Here is a 19,923-nt window from a genome sequence, read left to right on the forward strand (position 1 = left end):
TGACTTGTGTCCTACTAGATGGACAGTTTTACCTCTGTCCGTTAGTTTACTCTATGGCGCTTAGTGGCAAACCAAGCCTGTAATTGTTGACGACAAGCTGACTCTAGAATGCCTCCGATTACCTGGAGACGGTGATTAGAAGCAGCGCTATCGGGTATGTTAATAACTGTACGAATTGCGCCAGTTTTTGTATCGTCTACTCCATATACAAGTAGTCCTAGACGCGCTTGCACAATCGCACCTGCACACATCGGGCAAGGTTCGAGAGTTACGTAGAGGCTGCACTCATTAAGATGCCAATTTTGTAAAGTTGTTGCAGCTCTCTTGAGAGCGAGAATTTCCGCATGAGCGGTAGGGTCTTTGTCACGCTCTTTTCTATTTTCTCCTTGTGCCAGCAATTTGCCGGTTGAATCAATGATAACAGCACCTACAGGGACTTCACCTGCATCACCTGCTGCTTTTGCTAATTCTAAGGCATAACTCATCCATTGTTGATGTATAAGATATTCTGTATACTTAGTTAGCATATTCTGATAAATAGGCGATGTACAACTTAATATTCTCACCTCTCTCCTAAAAGGAGAGAGGCTTTGAATTTTGCCCTTTCCGTTTAATTCGATTATGCAAATTAGAGGTTTTTCAGCTTATTGAGGGCTAATCTTATTGTTAAATAGCGGCTTGGGCTAAAAGGGGATCTAGTTGACTTTGGGTGTCTAGCTGATAGAGGTCATCGCAGCCGCCAATGTGCTGGTTATTAATAAAAATTTGCGGTACACTACGGCGCCCGTTAGCGCGTTCTGCCATTTTAGCTCTGGCTGCTTCGTTGCCGTCGATTTTATATTCAGTAAAATTTACACCTTTCCACCACAGCAGGATTTTGGCACGAATGCAGTAAGGACAAGTTTGCCATGTGTAAAGTTCGACGTTGGCTTTGACTCGCTCTGGATGGCGATTTAAAAGGGGATTAAGAAAGTCTAGCATATTTTCTTAAGCAAGGTTTAAACTATGTCTCTAGCCTAGATCATTGCTTACCGCATTGGGGCTGGAACCCACTTTTGGAAACTCTCTAAATGATTCCAGTAAGACAAATATCCAGTCAATGCCCAAATTAGAGCGGCTATTATTAGCACTGCTACACCAATTAACCGCCAAGTTCGGTTGGCTTTCCAATAGAGGGTTGGCGCTGCAAAAATACCACCTAATCCAGTTAAAATAAAGCCGATTCCCGATAAAAGCGGTTGTTTTGTCAAATTCAAGTTGATGATGCGGATGCCTACTGCGATCGCAACTACACCAGCAAAGAAGCCGTAAATCGCTATTGTAAATAAATCCCAACCTTGAGCCAGGGCAATCGCAGCCGCAATAAACAAGATTCCAAATAAGACAGTTGTTTCACCGAAGGCAATGTTAAAGCTACCGATTACTGGCCAGGTGAAGCTCATGTGTAAACCAGTTGTTAGTGCGATCGCGCCTGTAATTCCAAAACCCGGAATCCACTGTCTTTGATTAGAACTATCTATACCACGATACACATAGTCAGCCAGTAGAAATAATCCAGCTACCATATTGATCAACATTAGTGTGATGTAGTCAATAAACACGATTAACCTCTTAATTTAACGAGCTATTTACTCTGCACCTCGTTTCTTGCTTATTTTTGAGTTTTTAGTGAATTTACCAGCTTTTTTCTTTATTATTTTATACCTCAAGATAGATACTAAAGAAAAGCAATGTTCTAGATATGCACTGCTACCGATTTGTGCCATTTCTTAACTTAGTTACTTTTGAACACGCTTTATACTGGAGTAGTTATAGAGTAAAAAATAAGAATATGTTAACTGGCACTTTTTTAACCAGTTAGCAGTAAAACTTAACTTTCTTCCAGGTGTATCCGCCCTTTGGTAGACTTGAATACTGAAATAGCCGGATAAGACGACGGAAATTCAAGCAATTGAAAGGGTGGATTCTATGGAAAATACACTTGGGTTAGAGATTATTGAAGTAGTAGAGCAAGCGGCGATCGCTTCCTCGAAATGGATGGGGAAAGGCGAAAAAGACATTGCTGACCAAGTAGCAGTGGAAGCTATGCGGGAGCGGATGAATAAAATCTATATGCGGGGTCGCATTGTGATTGGCGAAGGCGAACGCGACAACGCACCTATGTTATACATCGGGGAAGAAGTTGGTATCTGTACCCAACCAAATGCCAGTAGTTTGTGTAACCCTGATGAATTAATCGAAATTGATATTGCTGTTGACCCCTGTGAAGGTACAAACTTGGTAGCTTATGGACAACCTGGTTCGATGGCTGTCTTGGCAATTTCTGAAAAGGGTGGATTATTTGCTGCTCCCGACTTTTACATGAAGAAGTTAGCAGCACCTCCCGCAGCTAAGGGCAAGGTAGACATCAACAAGTCAGCAACAGAAAACCTGAAGATTCTCGCTGAGTGTCTAGATCGCTCTATTGAAGAACTTGTGATCGTAGTCATGAAGCGCGAACGCCACAACGATTTAATTAAAGAAATCCGTGAGGCTGGAGCGAGAGTCGCCCTAATTTCAGACGGTGATGTGGGTGCAGCTATAAGCTGCGGTTTTGCTGGAACTAATATCCACGCTCTGATGGGTATTGGTGCGGCTCCTGAAGGTGTAATCTCGGCAGCTGCAATGCGTGCTTTAGGTGGACACTTCCAAGGTCAACTGATTTACGATCCAGCAGTCGTAAAAACTGGTCTGATTGGAGAAAGCAGAGAAGCCAACATCGATCGCTTAAAGTCTATGAATATCAATGACCCCGATAAGGTCTATGATGCTCATGAACTGGCATCTGGTAAAACTGTTCTGTTCGCTGCTTGCGGTATTACCAGTGGCAATCTCATGGAAGGTGTACGTTTCTTCCACGGCGGAGCCAGAACTCAAAGCTTGGTAATTTCTAACCAGTCGAAAACTGCTCGATTTGTTGATACAATTCACATGTTTGATGAACCCAAGACTCTGCAACTGAGATAATTTTTAGGGAATAGGGAATTGTAAAAGTAAGGGCAAAGCATTTGGAAAGGAATCTTTCTATAAAACGGAAAAATAGTCGCCAAAATGCTTTACCCTTAGAGTAGTTAGTAGTTAGTAGTTAGTGATTATTTGTTGTTTGTTGCTGAGAAAAACTATCAACCAATAAATAAAAATTCCCTATTCCCTATTCTCACTCATTACCCTATTTCCAACTACCAACTAGTAACTACGATTTAGCAAATGAATATAGCAGTTGTGGGGTTAAGTCATAAAACAGCCCCAGTAGAAGTTCGGGAAAAACTGAGCATTCCAGAACCACAAATTGAAAGCGCGATCGCTCAACTGGCCAGCTATCCCCATATTGACGAAGTTGCAATTCTTAGCACTTGTAACCGCCTGGAAATCTACATTGTTACCAGTGAAACAGACCAAGGTATCCGAGAAATAACTCAGTTTCTTGCAGAATACAGTAAATTGCCCGTTATTTCTCTGCGACAACACTTATTTATGCTGCTACATGATGATGCAGTGATGCATGTTATGCGGGTAGCAGGTGGTTTAGATAGTCTGGTACTCGGAGAAGGTCAAATTCTGGCTCAGGTGAAGACTACTCACAAACTGGGGCAGCAATATAACGGTATAAAAACCATTTTGAATCGATTATTTAAACAAGCGCTAACTGCTGGTAAGCGGGTTCGCACTGAAACTAGTATTGGTACTGGCGCTGTCTCGATTAGTTCGGCAGCTGTGGAGTTAGCACAGATTAAAGTGGCAAATTTAGCTGCTTGCCGAGTGGTAATTCTGGGTGCTGGTAAAATGTCGCGGTTGCTGGTGCAACACCTACTTTCTAAAGGTGCTGTGCAAATCAGTATTGTAAATCGCTCTGGCGAACGCGCCCAAGAATTAGCGAAGCAGTTCCCTCAACAACCGATCCAAACTCATCCGCTATCGGAAATGATGGCAGTAATTGCCGATAGTGATTTGGTGTTTACAAGTACTTCGGCAACAGAGCCAATACTTGACCGTGCCAAGTTGGAAATGGTTTTAGAAGTTCAGCGCTCTCTGATGTTATTTGATATTTCTGTGCCGCGTAATGTTCACCCAGATGTGAATGAACTGGCAAATGTACAGGCGTTTAATGTGGATGATTTGAAGGCAGTAGTAGCGCAAAACTACGAAAGCCGTCGGAAAATTGCACAGGAAGCCGAGCGACTTTTAGAGGAAGAAGTAGAAGCTTTCGATATTTGGTGGCGCAGTTTAGAAACTGTCTCTACTATTAGCTGTCTGCGAAATAAAGTCGAAACTATTCGGGAACAAGAGTTAGAAAAAGCTTTGTCGAGATTAGGTTCAGAATTTGCTGAAAAACATCAAGAGGTGATTGAAGCATTAACACGGGGAATTGTCAATAAAATTTTACATGACCCGATGGTGCAATTGCGATCGCAGCAAGATGTTGAAGCTAGACGGCGGTGTATGCAAACTCTGCAAATGTTATTTAATCTAGATGCAGAGGAACAGTTTAGCTAAACTCAACAACAAGATCCCGGACTTCTCAAAGAAGTCCAGGATCTGAACTTTTGAATTTTCACAAAAGTTGTTCTGGATCAATTCCCCGTTCTTGTAGTCGTGTCAATAAATCTTGATATCGTTGCCGTTCTTCTTCCAGTTGTTGGAGAGCTGCTTCTTTGGCTTGACGTTCTTGTATACGTACTTGGTCAAGCTCAACGGGTGTAAGAAATTTATATCCATCAAGCCGATATATTTCTAGAGTTTCTGGGGTCAGCTCAAAACGGATTCCCAAACGCGGACTTATCCACCCATGAATTTGGTTAATCTCTTCTAACCAATCTTCTGAGCGCACAAATCCTGTTAATTCATTTCGGTCTGGGTCGTAAATATAATATTCTTCAACTCCGTAGCGTTGATAAAACAGGAGTTTATGCGCCATCTCTTTAGTTGTATTACCAGGAGATAAAATTTCAAATACCACCTGTGGCGGAATGTTTTCTTCTTGCCATTGCTTGTAAGAACCTCTATCTCCCTTGGGTCTACCAAACACTACCAGAGTATCAGGTGCTTTTTTGATGTTAGGATTGCCTTCAACTGGATACCAAAGTAAATCTCCAGCGATGAATACATCTGATTGCGATGCAAATAAAATTTCTAAATTTTCTTTAATAGTTACTATCCAGCGAAATTGCTTGGTATTATCCGCCATTGGTTGTCCGTCGTTTTCAGGGTAAATGACCTCAGATGCGGTATTAGGAGTGATTACCATAACGCTACGCCTCCACTCTTGGGCTTTCTTATAGTTTAGAACGATTCCAAGTGATAATGCGATCGCAAATATCATTAATCAGTATCCGATTCATCCAACAAAATTCACTTGGCATTATTTAGCGAGTCGCTACCAAAGTTCTTCACTGAATTTGTGTTTCTTCCTCGGTAAAGATCGGAGGCCATAATTCAGTAATTGGTAATTCCCAACCGGGAAAAAGTTCTGGTATAGTTAAAATATCGCCATTTTCTAAAACTGTCGGTTCGCCTGTAGAGCGATAAATTGTCACTGTTTCTTCATCAGGATCAATCAGAATCCCGACGATCGCTCCTAGTTCTATAAATTTCAGAATTTTGGCTACTATAAGTTTAATTTTATCGCTCTGAGATTTAATTTCTACCACCAAGTCAGGGACAAGTTCTCCAAAGTAACGAGGACTTTGCAGAAGTCGGGAAGCGCGAACAAAGGAAACATCGGGTGCTTTAAGGTTTGTATCTGGCATGATGAAACCACCTGCGGAGTCAAATACTCTTCCCCAACGACGAGGACTTACCCAAGCAAAGAGAAAGGCGATGAGACGACTACTGATTTCGCTGGATACAATATCTGATGGACCCGTAATTGAAATTTTCCCATTTTCGAGTTCAAGTTGGTAATCTAAACCTGCTTCGGTAAAAGCGGTTTGAACTTGCTCTAAATCTTTGATTGTCATCATTGGCATAAAAAGCTTTTCCCACTAGAATATTCGATTTTAACACGAGCCAAATTTCTGAAGATTTGACCCCGTGTGTAACTTTCTCTCAAGCTTAATCCCAACCCGCTCCCTACCAAACATGAAACTTGTAGCTGACTAACTTCAGACACCAATTTAAAATGATAATATAATCAAAAAGTTTTAGCCACACAATCATAGGTTGTATCTTTATGCAGTTAGAAACACAAAAATTTTATTACACACCTGAAGAGTATTTAGAAATTGAAGAAAAAGCGGAATATAAAAGCGAATACTGTGATGGAAAAATTATACCAATGAGGGGTGGCACTACAAATCATAATAAAATTGCTTTGAATTTAGCTGCATCCTTAAAAATTACTTTAAGACGTAAAAATTATGATGTTTATATTGGTGATGTGCGTTTGTGGATACCCCGTTATCGGCAGCATACGTATCCCGATGTGATGGTGATTGAGGGACAACCTATTTATACAGGAACCAGCACAACAACGGTGATGAACCCGATGTTAATTGCTGAAGTTTTATCTAAATCGACTAAAAATTATGACCAAGGCGATAAGTTTCTTTATTATCGCTCTATTCCAGAATTCAAGGAATATATTTTAATTGACCAATATCAGTATCATGTGATGCAGTATGTAAAAACTGCGGAAAATCAATGGTCATTTACTGAACTGGAACATGAATCTGCAATTTTATCACTGCAAACAGTTGATTTTCAAATTGAATTGGGCGACCTTTACGAGCAAGTCAATTTTGGCGAAAATAACGAAGATAAAAATAATTTGTAATTCGTAATACTTCTCTACGAGAGGCTACGCCCGAAGCGTAGCTATGCCGCAGGCTTTACGGCTGCGCTCAGTACAAGTTCGTAATTCGTAATTATGTTAACTTGGGATTATTTAGCGAATAGCTGCCAAATTGAGGGGTGGATTCGTAGTTTGCCCTGTCTTCGCTAAAGCGCAAACTACGCACCGAGCAAATGAAATTTGATAAACTTCTATTTTCCCAAATACGCCTCTAAAACTTTGGGATTAGTTTGAATTTCTGCGGGCGTACCATCAGCCAAATTCTGCCCTTCAGCAAGTACCCAAACGCGATCGCACAATGACATAATCACATCCATATTGTGTTCGATAATCAAAAAGGTCATCCCGTCTTGACGGTTCCAAGTGATAATGCGATCGCAAATATCATCAATTAATCTCGGATTCACCCCAGCTGCTGGTTCATCCAACAAAATTAACTTGGGATTCGTCATCAGCGCCCGTCCCATTTCCAGCAGCTTGCGTTGTCCCCCAGACAAGCTACCAGCATAATCCTGTGCCTTTTCTACCAAACCCACTGATTCTAATAGGAACATTGCCCGCTCTTGCAGTTGCTTTTCTTCCTTAGCTATCAAGTGCGGTTGCAACTGCACCTGCCAAAAATTTTCACCCGTTTGTTTTTGCGCCGCCAGCAGCATATTTTCTAACACCGACAACCGCGAGAGAGTCCGTGCAACCTGAAAGGTGCGTATCACTCCCTGCTGGGCGATTTGATATGGTTGCAAGTTGTGAATCGGTTCGCCGTCAAAAATCACTCGTCCCTTATCTGGGCGAATAAAGTTTGAGAGTAAGTTAAATAAAGTAGTTTTACCAGCACCATTGGGGCCAATCAAGCCTGTGATGCTGCCTTTAGGAACTTCGATTTTCGCCTCATTAACTGCTTTGACACCACCAAAGCTTTTAGAAAGTCCAGTGGCTACCAAAAGAGGAAGTGGCGATGACTGGTTATTTACCAAGAGTGAGTTCCTCCTTTTTCCCTAGAATACCTTGAGGTCGCCAAATCATCAGTACCATCAAAATTAGTCCGATTACCATGATCCGAAATGCAGCCAAACGTGCCTCATCAAGGGGAACGATTCTGGGTAAGACTTCCCGCGTCAGTGCATCGTAAGCAAAGAAAATTACCGCGCCTAAGATTGTGCCAACATTATTCCCAGAACCGCCTAAAATTACTATGATCCAAGTATCAAATGTTAGTTGCGGTTGGAAATTATCCGGGTAAATGGCGCTAAGTTGCCAAGCGAAGAAAGCACCAGCCATACCCGCGATCGCACCTCCAAGCATGAGAGACTGTAATTTATACCAAAAGACATTTTTTCCTAGCGCCTTGGGAATTTCTTCATCTTCGCGGATCGCTTTGAGAATTCTACCCCAAGGCGATCGCACCAAAATTTCTAAGCGCCAGTATACAAATGCTAAAACCAGCAGCAAGACTAGCATTAAACCTGCTTTTGGGTTGTAATTATACAGTCCGATTACCCCAGAAATATAAATCGCTGCTGCCAAAACTGCTAACACAATTCCCACACCCAAGCGTGATGCGAATTCTTCCTTGCTAGTCATCCTTTGGCCTAAATCAGTAGTCCGAGATATTTGGGTGGTACGAATCCATCGCCACAACATAAAAAAAGTTACAGCAGCTAGTAGCGTTAACAACCCAATCATCAGAAATCTGACGAACAAATTCGGCTCTGTGGATAGCGGTATACGATAACTTTGCACACCAAACGCCCCAGAAATCCAGGTATCACCCACAGGTAATTCCTGGTTATTTACCACCAAACGAATTAATTCCCCTGTACCAATAGTGACAATTGACAGATAATCTTCCCGCAAGCGTAAAGTCGCAAAACCAATTATCAAACCCAACAAGGCGGCGACAATTGCCCCAGCGATTGCCGATATCACTAAGGGAACACCCTTCAAGCTTAACAACACAGTTGTATATGCTCCCAGCGTCATGAAAGCAATATGACCAAAGTTAATTAACCCTGTAAAGCCCCATTGCAAATTTAGTCCGAGTCCGAATAGAGCGAAAATTGCTGTAGAAATTGCTAAGAAAATGAGATATTCAACCATGTTTAGGAGTGGGGAGTGGGGAGACGCGATGAATCGCGTCTGTACAAGAGTGGGGAGTAGAGACGCGATGAATCGCGTCTGTTAAGCTCAGAGGTTCAAGCGCCAAGCTCAGAAGTTCAATCGTCAAGCTTAGAAGTTCAATCGCCAAGCTCAGAGGTTCAATCGCCAAGCTCAGAGGTTCAATCGCCAAGCTCAGAGGTTCAAGCGTCAAGCTCAGAGGTTCAATCGCCAAGCTCAGAGGTTCAAGCGTCAAGCTCAGAGGTTCAAGCGTCAAGCTCAGAGGTTCAAGCGTCAAGCTCAGAGGTTTAATCGTCATGTTCTCAGAAACTTACTAGCTCTCTCCTCTGGTACTAGAACAGCAATTCAGTAATCCTGGAAGAACCTCTCCCCCAAACCCTCTCCGAAGCGGCTACCGTGTACACATAAGTCTGAAATAGTTGATTAACCAAGGTTTTACCCCACCCTAACCCTCCCCGATGGATTGGGGAGGGAACTGGATTTCCTGTTTCCCACCTTTCCAAGGGGGGATTAAGGGGGGTAAATCCGACTTGTGTGTATACCATAGCCTTGGTAAGGAGAGGGATTAAAGTCAGGACAGGGTGATGTTTTTGTTTTGGGCAATTCGATGAATTGTGTGTACACCGTAGCTCGAAAGCAAAGAGGGAAGTCAAACTCCCCCTTCCCTTGTAGGGAAGGGGGCTGGGGGGTTAGGTTTTTGATTACTGAATCGATGCTCTAGGCAATAAATTTTAGCGTAGCTTGAGTGGAGCTAATTTTTTGGGAATACTATTTATTGTTGGTGTTTCCAGTAGGGAATGATTAAGGTATGAATTTGCTACGACTTAGAATGCATCACTTAATCGAACAGTTAGGCGATGACGATTTGCAAGACATTTGGGACGTTCTCGAAGCTTTACATTATGACTTTTATATGCTCAAAGCGATACAAAAAGTCAAGCGATCGCAGCAACCGTGGGATATATTAACGCATGAAGAAGCGGTAAGACTGTTGATGTTTTTCTGATTCAGCAGCGCTTTTTCGCTAATGCCAGTGGACCCTCAAGTTTTGGTTAAGGTAACGTCTAGTGACTCTGGAAATGCGCTATGCAAGGTCTTTTTTGCTAGACCTAAAGAACTTAGAACCTGCCGCCTACGAGCGGGTGCATGATTTTGTCTTTATTGAGTTAGCCCAAAAGTGGCAGCTGACTGATTTAAAAGAACTACGACAGCTTGATGGTGAAGGCATTTTTCACCGCTTCACCCTCGATAATTATCTGATTGGTATAGAAATCAGGGGTGAAATTGTGAAATTTCTGCGTGTCATCCCTATGCCAGATGTTTAAGGAGAAGAGTTAAGCCAATACTTAAAACTGTAAACAGTATAAGGCTAGGCAGGGATTGCCGTAACCTTCCATTAAACTAGTTTTTGAAATAACACTTTATTTGAGATTTCCCTATGGATGCTAGGGCACTTTGGCAACGATACCAAAACTGGTTATATTTCCACGAGGGATTGGGACTGTACTTAGACGTGAGTCGGATACGGTTCGATGATGCCTTTGTGGATTCGTTGCAGCCGAAGTTTGACAAGGCGTTTGCGGATATGGCTCAACTGGAAAAGGGTGCGATCGCAAATCCCGATGAGAACCGCATGGTTGGACACTACTGGCTGCGAAATCCTGATTTAGCGCCAACTCCAGAACTTACACAAGAAATTGTCCAAACCCTAGAACAAATTGAAGCCTTTGCGGAAAAAGTCCAAACAGGTGCGATTCATCCTCCCAGAGCCAGCCGCTTCACCGATATTATCTCCATTGGGATTGGTGGTTCCGCGCTCGGTCCCCAATTCGTCGCCGAAGCCCTCGCTCCTGATTTCCCGCCCCTGAAACTTCACTTTATCGATAACAACGATCCGGCAGGAATCGATCGCGTTCTCAATCATGTCCGAAACAGCCTTGCCAGCACTTTGGTATTGGTAATCTCCAAATCTGGGGGGACGCCAGAACCTCGCAACGGCATGATTGAAGTTAAAAAAGCCTACGCCGGACACAATTTGGAATTTGCCCAGTATGCGGTAGCTATTACTAGCGTTGATAGCAATCTCGACAAGCTCGCCAAAGATGAAGGCTGGCTGGCCAGATTTCCCATGTATGACTGGGTAGGAGGACGCACTTCAGAAATGTCTGCTGTGGGGCTAGTACCAGCAGCATTGCAGGGCATTGATGTTCGTGCCATGCTAGATGGCGCCAAAGAGATGGATGACGCTACCCGCGTCTGTGATGTGAAAAACAACCCAGCAGCCTTACTCGCTTTATCTTGGTACTTTACTGGCAATGGACGGGGTGAAAAAGATATGGTTGTTCTACCTTACAAGGACAGCTTATTTTTATTCAGTCGCTATTTGCAACAGCTAGTGATGGAATCCTTGGGTAAGGAAAAAGACTTAGACGGTAACGTTGTCCATCAAGGCATCGCCGTTTATGGTAACAAAGGCTCAACAGATCAACACGCTTATGTCCAGCAGTTGCGTGAGGGTGTAGCGAATTTGTTTGCTACCTTCATAGAAGTGTTGGAAGATCGTCAAGGGCCATCCACTGAAATAGATCCGGGAGTTACATCAGGCGATTATCTTTCCGGTTTTCTTCAAGGAACCCGAGAAGCGCTTTATGAAAATCACCGCGATTCGATTACAGTCACGATTCCCCAAGTTAACCCCCGAACTGTAGGGGCATTAATTGCTTTGTATGAACGCGCTGTTGGTTTATACGCTAGTTTGATCAACGTCAACGCCTACCATCAACCAGGGGTAGAAGCTGGCAAAAAAGCTGCCGCCACCATTCTCGACTTGCAAACACGAGTCGTAGCAGTGTTACAAAAAGAAAAAACTCCCCTTTCTCTTGACGAACTCGCTTCTAAGGCAGGCGCATCAGAGGAAGTTGAGGCAATTTACAAGATTTTGCGTCATATCCACGCCAATCAGCGAGGTGTGGTTTTGCAAGGTGATCTTCAGAAACCCGGTAGTTTAACTGTTTCTGCTAGCTGATAGCTCTAGTTTGAATATCATATTTTGTCCATAATTGTTGTATGAGCAACAATTTTTTATTGTGAAGCATCCTAGATAGAAAGTATATCTTTTGTTTAGGATGCTTCACTATTCTGTATTCAATACATAATTCATGCCATCTGCGAATCGCCTTGACTTTTCCATAAAATAAAATTAAGCCAGGATTAACAGGTAGGGTTAATTACTATGACTGAATCAACTGCAAAACAACCTGCACGTCGAGGTAGAATCTTTCCAGAACGCACTTTACCACCAGAAGAACTTGCTAGACGCAAAGCTGAACAGGAGATATTTTCTCGGCGTTGTCGGGCAATTTTTGAGCGTGTGCGTCCAGATTTGATTCAGGAACACTATGGCTGGTATATTGCTGTGGAACCGGATAGTGGAGATTATTTCATTGATGAGGATATAGAAGTAACTAGTCAGAAAGCACGCGAGAAACACCCAAATGCTGTACATTGTATGTTTTGTTTGAATGAGACTGGAGCTAGTGGCACAATATGATGCAGGGGTCTTTTGGCAGTAATGGGCAACTATTTTTTGAAATTGATTTCATTACGTCTGATGCATTAAATCTGCCTGTGGATGCTATGTTAGATACTGGTTTTACAGGCTTTTTAGCTATTAATAAACAAGATTTATATGGTCTGGACTGGCAATTTATTCGTGGTCAATAACTACGAATAGCACAGGGTGAAAAAGTTTTTGATTTATATTTAGGTAAGGTGAAATTCAATGGACAGGAGTATGAAATTCCAGTTTTTGCAGGCGACGAAATTAGAGAAATTTTGTTAGGTTCAGAATGGCTAAAAATTCTGCCGTTGGTAGTTAATTATCAAGCTGGTATATTAATTTTAGGATAATTGCGATATTGTGAAACTAACTGCATACTCCTACAGAGAAGCAAGCTACACGCAGCGTCTCGCAGAGAAAGCAAAGAGAAGAAAAGAGATATATTACACTATCTTTAGTTAATTGCTAAATTGCAGAGAAAGTAAAAGCGATGCCTACGGCTGGCTACGCCTACGCTATTAAAATTATTTTATTTTAAATGTTGTTATAACAAGATTAAAGCTGTCAATCAACTGGAACTGGAAATCATGAATATCCAAATTAAACCTGAACTAGAGCAAATTATCCAAGCGCAAATTGCTACAGGTAGATATGCCAATCCCGAAGAAGTGATTAGTAAAGCATTGAAGTTGCTATTAGAGTGGGAAAAAGGTTATCAGCAGTGGGTTGGAGAAACACGCGAAAAAGTTGAGGTTGCTATTGAGCAACTGGATAGAGGGGAAGGTATTGATGGAGAAGTTGTAGTTGAACAACTGCGAGAAAAACTGCGTAAAGCAAAAGAAGTACAAGGATGAAACAACATATTATCTCTCCAAAAGCTAGTCAGGATTTATCAGAAATTATTGATTATTTTGTCAGGATAAATATTGATGCTGGGAATAATTTTGTTGAGAAGTTTGATCAAAAGTGTAAAAATTTAGCTAATTTCCCGAATATGGGACGCAGCTACGGAAATATTAAACCTGATTTGCGCGGTGTTCCTTTGGATAATTACATTATTCTTTATCGAGTTATAGATAGTGGAATTGAAATTGTCCGTGTAGTTAGTGGTTATCAAAATTTGGAATCTTTATTTGCAGAATCAGGTAGCTAAATTAGTCTATTGTATCGTCCTTCCAATTATTTCCTTGCTTATTTTCCGTTTATTGGTAAATCGTGGAGAAAGTAAAAGCGATCGCTATTCAAATTACTGCTTTTTATTCGTCCTAAATAGCCTGTTAATGGTGAAGAAAGTTCTATCAGAATTTCGTGCATTTCTGTTGTTCTTAGTGGCTGTGGCGGATGTGAGCCGAAATACGCACCATGTAGAGATTCAACACCAGCAGATTCTATACCAGAGTTTTGTAGATAATTTTTGACAAGCTGGACAATGTGCGATCGCAACTTAATCTCTCTCTCAACTTTATCAATATATTGATCAATTTTATAGTCAATTTGCCCAGGTTCTAGATATTGCTGTAATTCGACTAAGTTAATAGCACCTGGATATTTTGCTTTCAATTCAACGAGTTTTTGTAGAGTCATTACATTTATAATACTGATTTTAGATATCTGAGCAGATTCTTTCAGATTTTTAGTTGGTTGACCTGGGCCAATAATCAACCGCACAGCTTGAAGATAATTTTCTTTAAGATGCCTTTTACCAATCCTATCTAATTCTTCTACTGCACGATCAGGAATGCTTTTACCTGCTTTACATTCGCAAACAAGAGGATAAGGTTGTGAACAAAATAAATCTAAGCCACCTGCACCACCTTTGTAATTTTCTTCAACTTTGAATCCTAAAAAATCAAGGCTACGGCGTGCAATAATTTCAAAATCTGTACCAGCTTGATAGTTACTTTTACCCTCGTCTTGTTCGATGCTGCGATCGCCCAATTTTGCAATATCATTTATCCAAGCTAAATTTGGATCGGATTGCTTGATTAGCTTGTCACTACTCCAACCCAAAAATACTTTGATATCGTCGTCTAATTGTTTCGCTTCTGGTTGGCTAATGCTTAGGGATGCGATCGCACTCTGCAATTCTTCCAATTCAGGATGCAGCGCGGGTTCTAGTTTTTCTAGTTGATGCTTGCGTTGAGCGAAGGTGCGATCGTTTAATACTGGATTGGCTTCAGAAACATTGAGAGACTGTGGTAATGAAATAAATAGACTATTCGATTTGATCGCAACTTCAATTGATTTAGGCAACTGATATACTCGCAGATATACCAGAAAAATATTATGTCTTTGCGTTAATATTTCCTGTAAACCTTTTTTTGTCCAAATAGTTAGGTGTGATAAAGCAACCAAAGATTCAGCATTGTTTATAATTTGACACAGTTCGCAGTTAGCCCAGGCTTTAACTAAGACTGTTTCATAAGCTAAAAGGGGTAGTTTCAACTGTTCCTCATCTGAAAGCAAGCTCATTTGCTGAGGCTGTATTAAAACACCCTGACTATTTAGTTGTGCGAATGTACTTTGGGCAATAGGTAAGAAATTTGAGCGATAGTACTGTTCAACTGGTAGTAAATTAATTGACGCATCTGCTGGACAAAGGGCAAATTCTCGCCCCGGAGTAATAAATTTATTAGGCATTACTGCAATTATTCTCCCTTGCAACAATGCCTCTATTTCTGGTGCTGGTAAACGTAAAGCTGTATTAATCATTATTCCTGGAATAAATCATCTGAACCAACATTTACTACATCTCCAACCTCTGTTAAGGTGATATTACCACTTTCATTTTCTTCATCAATTGCATCTTCAGGAACTTGTCCTGATGGATCGCTGAGAATTTCACGGATAAGATAATTATCAATTGCTATCCGCTTCGTGCGAATAAAATCTATAATTTGGTCTTCGCTTAACTCATCATTTTCACGACCTTTCATGACAAAATGTAATGCTAAAAGTGGTTTGATGTCTTCAGGTTTTAATAATACCCATTCACCACCTAATTCAGTTGACAAAAGCTCACTTAAATACTTTTGTGCTTTAGCAGCCCCTTTATTAATTTGCTTAGAGCGAATTAAGCACCCACGGGTTAAATCAAATTTTTTGTAGTCGATTAACCGTCTCAATGTAGCTTGGACGAATAAGCCCCCAGACTCTTGCAGAACAGCTACGGCAATTTTGACATCTTTACCGTTTTCCTTGCCAACAATTTTAAAATCCAGATAGCCTCTATCAGCAGATTTTACTTGAACATCGACAACTTTTTCAATTTGTACATTCTCTATAGTTTCACCAATTACTGTACTAAATCCTAATCGGAGTGCTTGAGCAAGAGTTGCTTTATCTTCCATATAATCTTGTATGGTAGTTTCTAAAGCAGATATTTGTTGATTATAAGCAAGTTCTACTATATCTAAGACTATTCCTCCGTTATCACCGGGAAATTTAAAATTGTCAGCACACCATTTCAACACTTTTCTAACTATTGGTCTTTCTTTACCTAATGCTCTTAGCTTCTGTTCATCAAATGGGTAAAGTGCATGAGGAGGTGTTAAAGCATTTTCTTGATAAAACTCTTCAAGCCATCGAGAAACTAAATTAATAACATCATCAGAATTGAGATACTTTAGTTCAATAACTTGCTCCCCAATTCTATCTACAACTGAATCAGCATTTCCTAATCTTTTAACTTCATTAATCCACTGATCAGGAAAGATAGAAGTTAGTAAAACGCCACGCTTAATTTTGTCGTATAAGTCTTTAGCAAAAATGGCAGTTACTTGTCGTCCAGTATATCCTATTTCATTACAGTGGTCAGTTTCCATTTCATCAAAACAAACGACTATTGGTTTGTAATCACCAATTAAGTTGATAATTTGCCGTGCTGTAGTGAAAGATTCAGCCTCTTTATCATCTGCACTCACATTGGCTAAACCCATTGCATCCGCTTTGACCTGTGGTAGGCTTTTACCAGCAAGCCAGTTAATAGCAAAGAGTTCATAAGCTGGATCAGGAGATAGTGTCCATAGAATTGCTGTGATAATATCAGGATTTTCTAGATCACGCTTGATACCAAGTACTTTATCTCGTAAAACTTCAACCACCTTGGGATTTTTAACTAATGCTCCAGGAAATTGATTTATTAGCTGTTGAGGTGTATAGTTTTTGTTGAAAGCTTCATTAATTAAAGCTGTTGCTAAGTACTGCCATTGACTAACACCTTGACTACCTATTTGTTTAAGGCTATTGGCTAGAGTAGTTAAGAATTCTGCTTTGATACGGTTTAGGTTATTGCACTGACTCATGTAAACAAATAAAGCGCTACCATCAACTTGTAACTGATGGCGGATTCGTCCGATAACATGGCTTTTTCCTAAACCTCTTTCTGCTGTAATTGTAATACCAACTACTTTCCTTTGTCCGCTACGAACTTTTTCGACGGCATCATAAACAGCATCAGAAGCATGAGAATTTAAAGATGGTACATCAGGAAAACCTTGTCCCCAAACATTCTGGTCTCTAACTACTAAGCGTCCTTGAAATGGGTTGTTTTTGCTAATAACATTAATTAAATCGTTAGACATAGATTTGAACTAGTTGTGTATGAGGGCTAGGAGAGAATTATCAAAAATTACAAAAATTGCTGGATTAGTTTAAACGTTTAGCATAGCAACGCAGTCCACTGACTTCAGTAGTTACCGAGTCTTCAAGTTTCGCTGGGTCGTTATCTGCTAAACTTCCACCTTGAAGTTGCAAAATATCCTTCTCCTGCATTTCCAGGAGCCATTCATTGAAATCTTCACGACTGATCTGATCGCCTATCTCTCTTCTAATCCGATAAATTGGCACAAGATCATCTAGGTTGTAATTTTGGTTCAACTTGTCGTAGACTTCCAAAGTCACCGACTTAAACTCGTCGTAAGATGCGATCGCACTTTTCCCATTAACTAGTACATCTGCACCAGTTACCGCCACATCAATCTGACTAATCCACCGCACCAACGCATTCGCTGCCCAAGTTCCGACAATCGTCCCTTCAAACTTAAAATCGCCACTTCTCAAACCCTCACCCAATACCTCTAAACCTTTGGGAGATGTCAGAGAATATCCCTTTTTGGAAATTGCGATCGCACCCTGACTCTGTAATTCCTCGAATATGCCCTGATAATCTGCTACCTTCTGGGTCTTGGATACAATTCGCTTAGTGAATTGACCCTTCTTAACTTCCTGCTGCGTTCCTCCCAAATCCCACAAAGCCAAAAGGAGACGAGTTATAGTTTGGGCTGTATTTTTTGATGTCATATTGAGTGTATTTTTTGACAATAATTATCGTAGCGGCTGTATCTTTGTAATTTATTTATCCCGAAAAAATAACCGAGAAATTGCTGAATATTTCGGCGTTTTAGGTAAATTCATGCATAAAAAATCAACAATATATTTCCTTAGGATGAATGCAGTTTCTCTCAAAGGCGGGATGGAATAGTTGAGAAAATCGATCATGATGACAGTTAGACACTATAGCTGTGCAGTTGTAAATTCAGTGGTATATGTTTTTTCAATCCCAAGCGAAATAACAGGAATTCCAACTTTGTTTTTGCAACCGCAAGGCTTTTAGCAAATACAGGTGATGAAGAAATCCGATGAACACAACAATATATAAAGAACGTAAAATAGTTTCGCGTCTATTAGCAGTGCTGCTCTCAGCATTGCTAATGGTACCCTTGCTGAGTAGCTGCGGAGGCGGTTCTCGAAACGCTTCAACACCACCACCTGTTGATGACAGTATGGGTAGAACAGTGAGCGATCGCAACGCTAAAAACCAACCCGAAGCTAAGAAAGGCTTGGGTACAGGGCAAAAAGTGGCACTTTTGGCGGGAGCTGCGGGACTTTATTACCTCTACAACCAACATAAGAATGCTTCACAAGAAGGAGCGCAAGGTAAGTACTATCTCTCTAAGAACGGGCGTGTATACTACCGTGACGCTGAAAAACGCGCTCACTGGGTAACTCCACCAAAAGAAGGAATTCGAGTGCCGGAATCTGAGGCGCAAAAGTATCAACAATTCCAAGGCTATAATGGGAGTTCTTCAGGCCGCGATCTGACTGGTATAACTTCATCCGCAGCTCCAACACTCTAGATCAGTGAAGCGTGTGTAAACCTCAAGCGGGTTTCCCGGAGGGTAACGCCAATCGCGCACGTCGGAAACACGAACTTAAATCAGGAGACAGATTATGGTAGATGACTTTTTGCGAAAGGCGAAGGATTTGCTTTTGGGATCGAACAGCGATCAAGCTGATCAAGATGCCGAATTGCGCGATCGCAATGTACGTCCAGCCAGCGAAGACCCCTACGGTGATCCCGCAGAGGCGGCATCTTACGGCAACCTCACCCCAGCCAGTCAAGACCCCTACGGCGATCCCGGAGATATAGCGTCTTACGGCAATGTTCGCCCAGCTAGTGAAGACCCTTACGGCGATCCCGCAGACCAAGGGGACTTTGGCAACGTCCGCCCAGCCAGCGAAGATCCCTACGGCGACCCCGCAGATGATGATTCCCGCCGTTAGCGCGAAACTAATACTTTGTCAAGCTAGTTTTGAGCGTTTGTAATAAGCACTTTAGTGCTTAGAAATTAAGGACTAAAATCCTAACTACGAACTTGCTTACCCATCAACTTAAACTTGACAAAAAACTAAATCTCTCTCCTACAAGGAGAGAGATTTTTAATTTTCTGCCTTCCCGCGTCCTACAGTGTACACACAAGTCATCCAATTACCCAAAACAAAAACCTCACCCTGCCCTGACAGACATCCCTCTCCTTACCAAGGAGAGGAACAGGTTTTGCGTAGCATAACCAGGGTGAGGTTTCTTTAGGCTATTTGATAAACCGTAAATTGCTTCCACAGAGACTTATATGTACACCGTAGTTTCCCGCGTCGGTAAGGCGGTTAGAGGGTTAGGTTTTCCGTAGACTTTTCCAGATGAGGTGAAAAATCAGGGCGGAATTATTATTTAAACTCTTCGAGTTGATCCAGACGTAGCCAAATATTAGGTGTTGGCACTTTCCCAAACTTAATCAGGGCGTAATCACCTTTGACATCTACAATTTCGCCCTTAGTTTCAAACAAATAAGAAGGAAAGCGATTATCACTGGCTTTTGCCTCTAGACTGTTTTCTAGTTTCTCGCGCACAGCGCGAACCATATCTCCTTTTTTGACTGCCATCAGTTCCTCCCTCAAATTTTTGACACTCTCAGGTCTAAAGACGCTGAGATTCTTTAATCAATGAGCCGACTTGTTTAAGCAGGATTATTCCAACAAAAATAGAGGTATTAAACTCAACGAGGTTGTCACCAACCCCGTTGGTCTTCAAAACCGTGCATGAAAGTTTCCCTTCACACGGCTCCTCAGTAATTTGGTGCTT

The 19,923-nt window shown here is 41.5% G+C and carries 23 protein-coding genes and 1 pseudogene; 12 read left to right on the plus strand and 12 right to left on the minus strand.

The genetic code is table 11. The features are described 5' to 3' along the window. Positions 1-41: 41 nt before the first annotated feature. The 3 genes from tadA to V7K15_RS14800 all read right to left on the minus strand — a co-directional run bounded on the left by tadA (position 42) and on the right by V7K15_RS14800 (position 1,601). Positions 42-527 carry a tRNA adenosine(34) deaminase TadA gene (tadA, locus tag V7K15_RS14790; protein ID WP_334906228.1) on the minus strand — a complete coding sequence of 162 codons (486 nt, stop codon included), beginning with the start codon at positions 525-527 and terminating at the stop codon, positions 42-44. 139 nt (positions 528-666) lie between these two features. Then, a complete protein-coding gene (grxC, locus tag V7K15_RS14795; RefSeq protein WP_334906229.1) occupies positions 667-981 on the minus strand; it encodes a glutaredoxin 3 in 315 nt (104 codons plus the stop codon). A 47-nt stretch (positions 982-1,028) separates the two neighbouring features. After that, positions 1,029-1,601 carry a DUF981 family protein gene (locus tag V7K15_RS14800; protein WP_334906230.1) on the minus strand — a complete coding sequence of 191 codons (573 nt, stop codon included), beginning with the start codon at positions 1,599-1,601 and terminating at the stop codon, positions 1,029-1,031. 367 nt (positions 1,602-1,968) lie between these two features. Here V7K15_RS14800 and glpX point away from each other — a divergent pair, with 367 nt between their 5' ends. Continuing rightward, positions 1,969-3,006, plus strand: coding sequence for a class II fructose-bisphosphatase (gene glpX / locus V7K15_RS14805; protein ID WP_334906231.1), 1,038 nt, complete (start codon positions 1,969-1,971; stop codon positions 3,004-3,006). 240 nt (positions 3,007-3,246) lie between these two features. Beyond that, positions 3,247-4,533 (plus strand): glutamyl-tRNA reductase, encoded by a 1,287-nt coding sequence (locus tag V7K15_RS14810; protein ID WP_334906232.1) that lies wholly within the window; start codon positions 3,247-3,249, stop codon positions 4,531-4,533. 58 nt (positions 4,534-4,591) lie between these two features. Here V7K15_RS14810 and V7K15_RS14815 read toward each other — a convergent pair whose 3' ends face one another. After that, on the minus strand, positions 4,592-5,284 hold the full coding sequence (locus V7K15_RS14815) for a Uma2 family endonuclease (protein ID WP_334906233.1): 693 nt from the start codon (positions 5,282-5,284) through the stop codon (positions 4,592-4,594). 142 nt (positions 5,285-5,426) lie between these two features. Further along, positions 5,427-6,005, minus strand: a complete 579-nt coding sequence (locus V7K15_RS14820; RefSeq protein WP_334906234.1) for a Uma2 family endonuclease — start codon at positions 6,003-6,005, stop codon at positions 5,427-5,429. 203 nt (positions 6,006-6,208) lie between these two features. Here V7K15_RS14820 and V7K15_RS14825 point away from each other — a divergent pair, with 203 nt between their 5' ends. After that, the gene (locus V7K15_RS14825; RefSeq protein WP_334906235.1) at positions 6,209-6,811 is read left to right on the plus strand and encodes a Uma2 family endonuclease; all 603 of its coding nucleotides are present in this window, start codon (positions 6,209-6,211) and stop codon (positions 6,809-6,811) included. Between the two features lie 209 nt (positions 6,812-7,020). Here the strand turns inward: V7K15_RS14825 and V7K15_RS14830 are convergent, their stop codons facing one another. From V7K15_RS14830 to V7K15_RS14840, 3 genes are read right to left on the minus strand one after another with little or no spacing between them, the layout of a single operon-like run. After that, the gene (locus V7K15_RS14830) at positions 7,021-7,803 is read right to left on the minus strand and encodes an ABC transporter ATP-binding protein (protein ID WP_334906236.1); all 783 of its coding nucleotides are present in this window, start codon (positions 7,801-7,803) and stop codon (positions 7,021-7,023) included. Further along, the gene (locus V7K15_RS14835; RefSeq protein WP_334906237.1) at positions 7,793-8,926 is read right to left on the minus strand and encodes a branched-chain amino acid ABC transporter permease; all 1,134 of its coding nucleotides are present in this window, start codon (positions 8,924-8,926) and stop codon (positions 7,793-7,795) included. The genes V7K15_RS14830 and V7K15_RS14835 overlap by 11 nt, the downstream gene beginning before the upstream one ends. Then, positions 8,919-9,242, minus strand: a complete 324-nt coding sequence (locus tag V7K15_RS14840) for a hypothetical protein (RefSeq protein WP_334906238.1) — start codon at positions 9,240-9,242, stop codon at positions 8,919-8,921. The genes V7K15_RS14835 and V7K15_RS14840 overlap by 8 nt, the downstream gene beginning before the upstream one ends. Positions 9,243-9,752: 510 nt before the next feature. Here V7K15_RS14840 and V7K15_RS14845 point away from each other — a divergent pair. The 7 genes and pseudogenes from V7K15_RS14845 to V7K15_RS14875 all read left to right on the plus strand — a co-directional run bounded on the left by V7K15_RS14845 (position 9,753) and on the right by V7K15_RS14875 (position 13,656). Then, a complete protein-coding gene (locus V7K15_RS14845; RefSeq protein WP_334906239.1) occupies positions 9,753-9,950 on the plus strand; it encodes a hypothetical protein in 198 nt (65 codons plus the stop codon). Between the two features lie 73 nt (positions 9,951-10,023). Then, on the plus strand, positions 10,024-10,269 hold the full coding sequence (locus tag V7K15_RS14850) for a cytotoxic translational repressor of toxin-antitoxin stability system (RefSeq protein ID WP_176727132.1): 246 nt from the start codon (positions 10,024-10,026) through the stop codon (positions 10,267-10,269). A gap of 113 nt (positions 10,270-10,382) precedes the next feature. Further along, a complete protein-coding gene (locus V7K15_RS14855; protein ID WP_334906240.1) occupies positions 10,383-11,969 on the plus strand; it encodes a glucose-6-phosphate isomerase in 1,587 nt (528 codons plus the stop codon). A 207-nt stretch (positions 11,970-12,176) separates the two neighbouring features. After that, positions 12,177-12,494 (plus strand): hypothetical protein, encoded by a 318-nt coding sequence (locus tag V7K15_RS14860; protein ID WP_334906241.1) that lies wholly within the window; start codon positions 12,177-12,179, stop codon positions 12,492-12,494. Next, a pseudogene (locus V7K15_RS14865) lies at positions 12,491-12,853 on the plus strand (aspartyl protease). Before V7K15_RS14860 ends, V7K15_RS14865 begins: the two are co-directional and overlap by 4 nt. Before the next feature lie 237 nt (positions 12,854-13,090). Next, positions 13,091-13,357 (plus strand): ribbon-helix-helix domain-containing protein, encoded by a 267-nt coding sequence (locus V7K15_RS14870; RefSeq protein WP_334906242.1) that lies wholly within the window; start codon positions 13,091-13,093, stop codon positions 13,355-13,357. Further along, complete coding sequence (locus V7K15_RS14875) at positions 13,354-13,656, plus strand: type II toxin-antitoxin system RelE/ParE family toxin (RefSeq protein ID WP_334906243.1); 303 nt, start codon at positions 13,354-13,356, stop codon at positions 13,654-13,656. Before V7K15_RS14870 ends, V7K15_RS14875 begins: the two co-directional genes overlap by 4 nt. Before the next feature lie 38 nt (positions 13,657-13,694). Here V7K15_RS14875 and V7K15_RS14880 read toward each other — a convergent pair whose 3' ends face one another. From V7K15_RS14880 to V7K15_RS14890, 3 genes are all read right to left on the minus strand, one after another. Next, positions 13,695-15,215 carry a DUF1802 family protein gene (locus V7K15_RS14880; RefSeq protein ID WP_334906244.1) on the minus strand — a complete coding sequence of 507 codons (1,521 nt, stop codon included), beginning with the start codon at positions 15,213-15,215 and terminating at the stop codon, positions 13,695-13,697. After that, a complete protein-coding gene (locus V7K15_RS14885; protein ID WP_334906245.1) occupies positions 15,215-17,086 on the minus strand; it encodes a hypothetical protein in 1,872 nt (623 codons plus the stop codon). Before V7K15_RS14885 ends, V7K15_RS14880 begins: the two co-directional genes overlap by 1 nt. Before the next feature lie 64 nt (positions 17,087-17,150). Next, positions 17,151-17,804 (minus strand): hypothetical protein, encoded by a 654-nt coding sequence (locus V7K15_RS14890; protein WP_334906246.1) that lies wholly within the window; start codon positions 17,802-17,804, stop codon positions 17,151-17,153. Positions 17,805-18,142: 338 nt separating this feature from the next. On the opposite strand from V7K15_RS14890, the gene V7K15_RS14895 reads away from it, so the two are divergent. Both V7K15_RS14895 and V7K15_RS14900 read left to right on the plus strand, forming a co-directional pair. After that, entirely contained in the window at positions 18,143-18,640 is a 498-nt protein-coding gene (locus tag V7K15_RS14895) for a hypothetical protein (RefSeq protein ID WP_334906247.1), read from the plus strand. A gap of 94 nt (positions 18,641-18,734) precedes the next feature. After that, positions 18,735-19,067, plus strand: coding sequence for a translation initiation factor (locus V7K15_RS14900; protein WP_334906248.1), 333 nt, complete (start codon positions 18,735-18,737; stop codon positions 19,065-19,067). 441 nt (positions 19,068-19,508) lie between these two features. On the opposite strand, the gene V7K15_RS14905 is transcribed toward V7K15_RS14900, so the two are convergent. Then, complete coding sequence (locus V7K15_RS14905) at positions 19,509-19,724, minus strand: NAD(P)H-quinone oxidoreductase subunit O (RefSeq protein ID WP_334906249.1); 216 nt, start codon at positions 19,722-19,724, stop codon at positions 19,509-19,511. Positions 19,725-19,923: the final 199 nt, after the last annotated feature.

The sequence above is a fragment of the Nostoc sp. genome (assembly GCF_036919815.1).
Taxonomy (GTDB): domain Bacteria; phylum Cyanobacteriota; class Cyanobacteriia; order Cyanobacteriales; family Nostocaceae; genus Nostoc.

Bases quoted from the DNA above. Each gene is read 5' to 3' on its own strand.
- tadA (WP_334906228.1), bottom strand. From the start codon at position 527: ATGCTAACTAAGTATACAGAATATCTTATACATCAACAATGGATGAGT.
- grxC (WP_334906229.1), bottom strand. From the start codon at position 981: ATGCTAGACTTTCTTAATCCCCTTTTAAATCGCCATCCAGAGCGAGTC.
- glpX (WP_334906231.1), top strand. From the start codon at position 1,969: ATGGAAAATACACTTGGGTTAGAGATTATTGAAGTAGTAGAGCAAGCG.
- V7K15_RS14810 (WP_334906232.1), top strand. From the start codon at position 3,247: ATGAATATAGCAGTTGTGGGGTTAAGTCATAAAACAGCCCCAGTAGAA.
- V7K15_RS14815 (WP_334906233.1), bottom strand. From the start codon at position 5,284: ATGGTAATCACTCCTAATACCGCATCTGAGGTCATTTACCCTGAAAAC.
- V7K15_RS14820 (WP_334906234.1), bottom strand. From the start codon at position 6,005: ATGCCAATGATGACAATCAAAGATTTAGAGCAAGTTCAAACCGCTTTT.
- V7K15_RS14825 (WP_334906235.1), top strand. From the start codon at position 6,209: ATGCAGTTAGAAACACAAAAATTTTATTACACACCTGAAGAGTATTTA.
- V7K15_RS14835 (WP_334906237.1), bottom strand. From the start codon at position 8,926: ATGGTTGAATATCTCATTTTCTTAGCAATTTCTACAGCAATTTTCGCT.
- V7K15_RS14840 (WP_334906238.1), bottom strand. From the start codon at position 9,242: ATGACGATTAAACCTCTGAGCTTGACGCTTGAACCTCTGAGCTTGACG.
- V7K15_RS14845 (WP_334906239.1), top strand. From the start codon at position 9,753: ATGAATTTGCTACGACTTAGAATGCATCACTTAATCGAACAGTTAGGC.
- V7K15_RS14850 (WP_176727132.1), top strand. From the start codon at position 10,024: ATGCGCTATGCAAGGTCTTTTTTGCTAGACCTAAAGAACTTAGAACCT.
- V7K15_RS14855 (WP_334906240.1), top strand. From the start codon at position 10,383: ATGGATGCTAGGGCACTTTGGCAACGATACCAAAACTGGTTATATTTC.
- V7K15_RS14860 (WP_334906241.1), top strand. From the start codon at position 12,177: ATGACTGAATCAACTGCAAAACAACCTGCACGTCGAGGTAGAATCTTT.
- V7K15_RS14870 (WP_334906242.1), top strand. From the start codon at position 13,091: ATGAATATCCAAATTAAACCTGAACTAGAGCAAATTATCCAAGCGCAA.
- V7K15_RS14875 (WP_334906243.1), top strand. From the start codon at position 13,354: ATGAAACAACATATTATCTCTCCAAAAGCTAGTCAGGATTTATCAGAA.
- V7K15_RS14880 (WP_334906244.1), bottom strand. From the start codon at position 15,215: ATGATTAATACAGCTTTACGTTTACCAGCACCAGAAATAGAGGCATTG.
- V7K15_RS14885 (WP_334906245.1), bottom strand. From the start codon at position 17,086: ATGTCTAACGATTTAATTAATGTTATTAGCAAAAACAACCCATTTCAA.
- V7K15_RS14890 (WP_334906246.1), bottom strand. From the start codon at position 17,804: ATGACATCAAAAAATACAGCCCAAACTATAACTCGTCTCCTTTTGGCT.
- V7K15_RS14895 (WP_334906247.1), top strand. From the start codon at position 18,143: ATGAACACAACAATATATAAAGAACGTAAAATAGTTTCGCGTCTATTA.
- V7K15_RS14900 (WP_334906248.1), top strand. From the start codon at position 18,735: ATGGTAGATGACTTTTTGCGAAAGGCGAAGGATTTGCTTTTGGGATCG.
- V7K15_RS14905 (WP_334906249.1), bottom strand. From the start codon at position 19,724: ATGGCAGTCAAAAAAGGAGATATGGTTCGCGCTGTGCGCGAGAAACTA.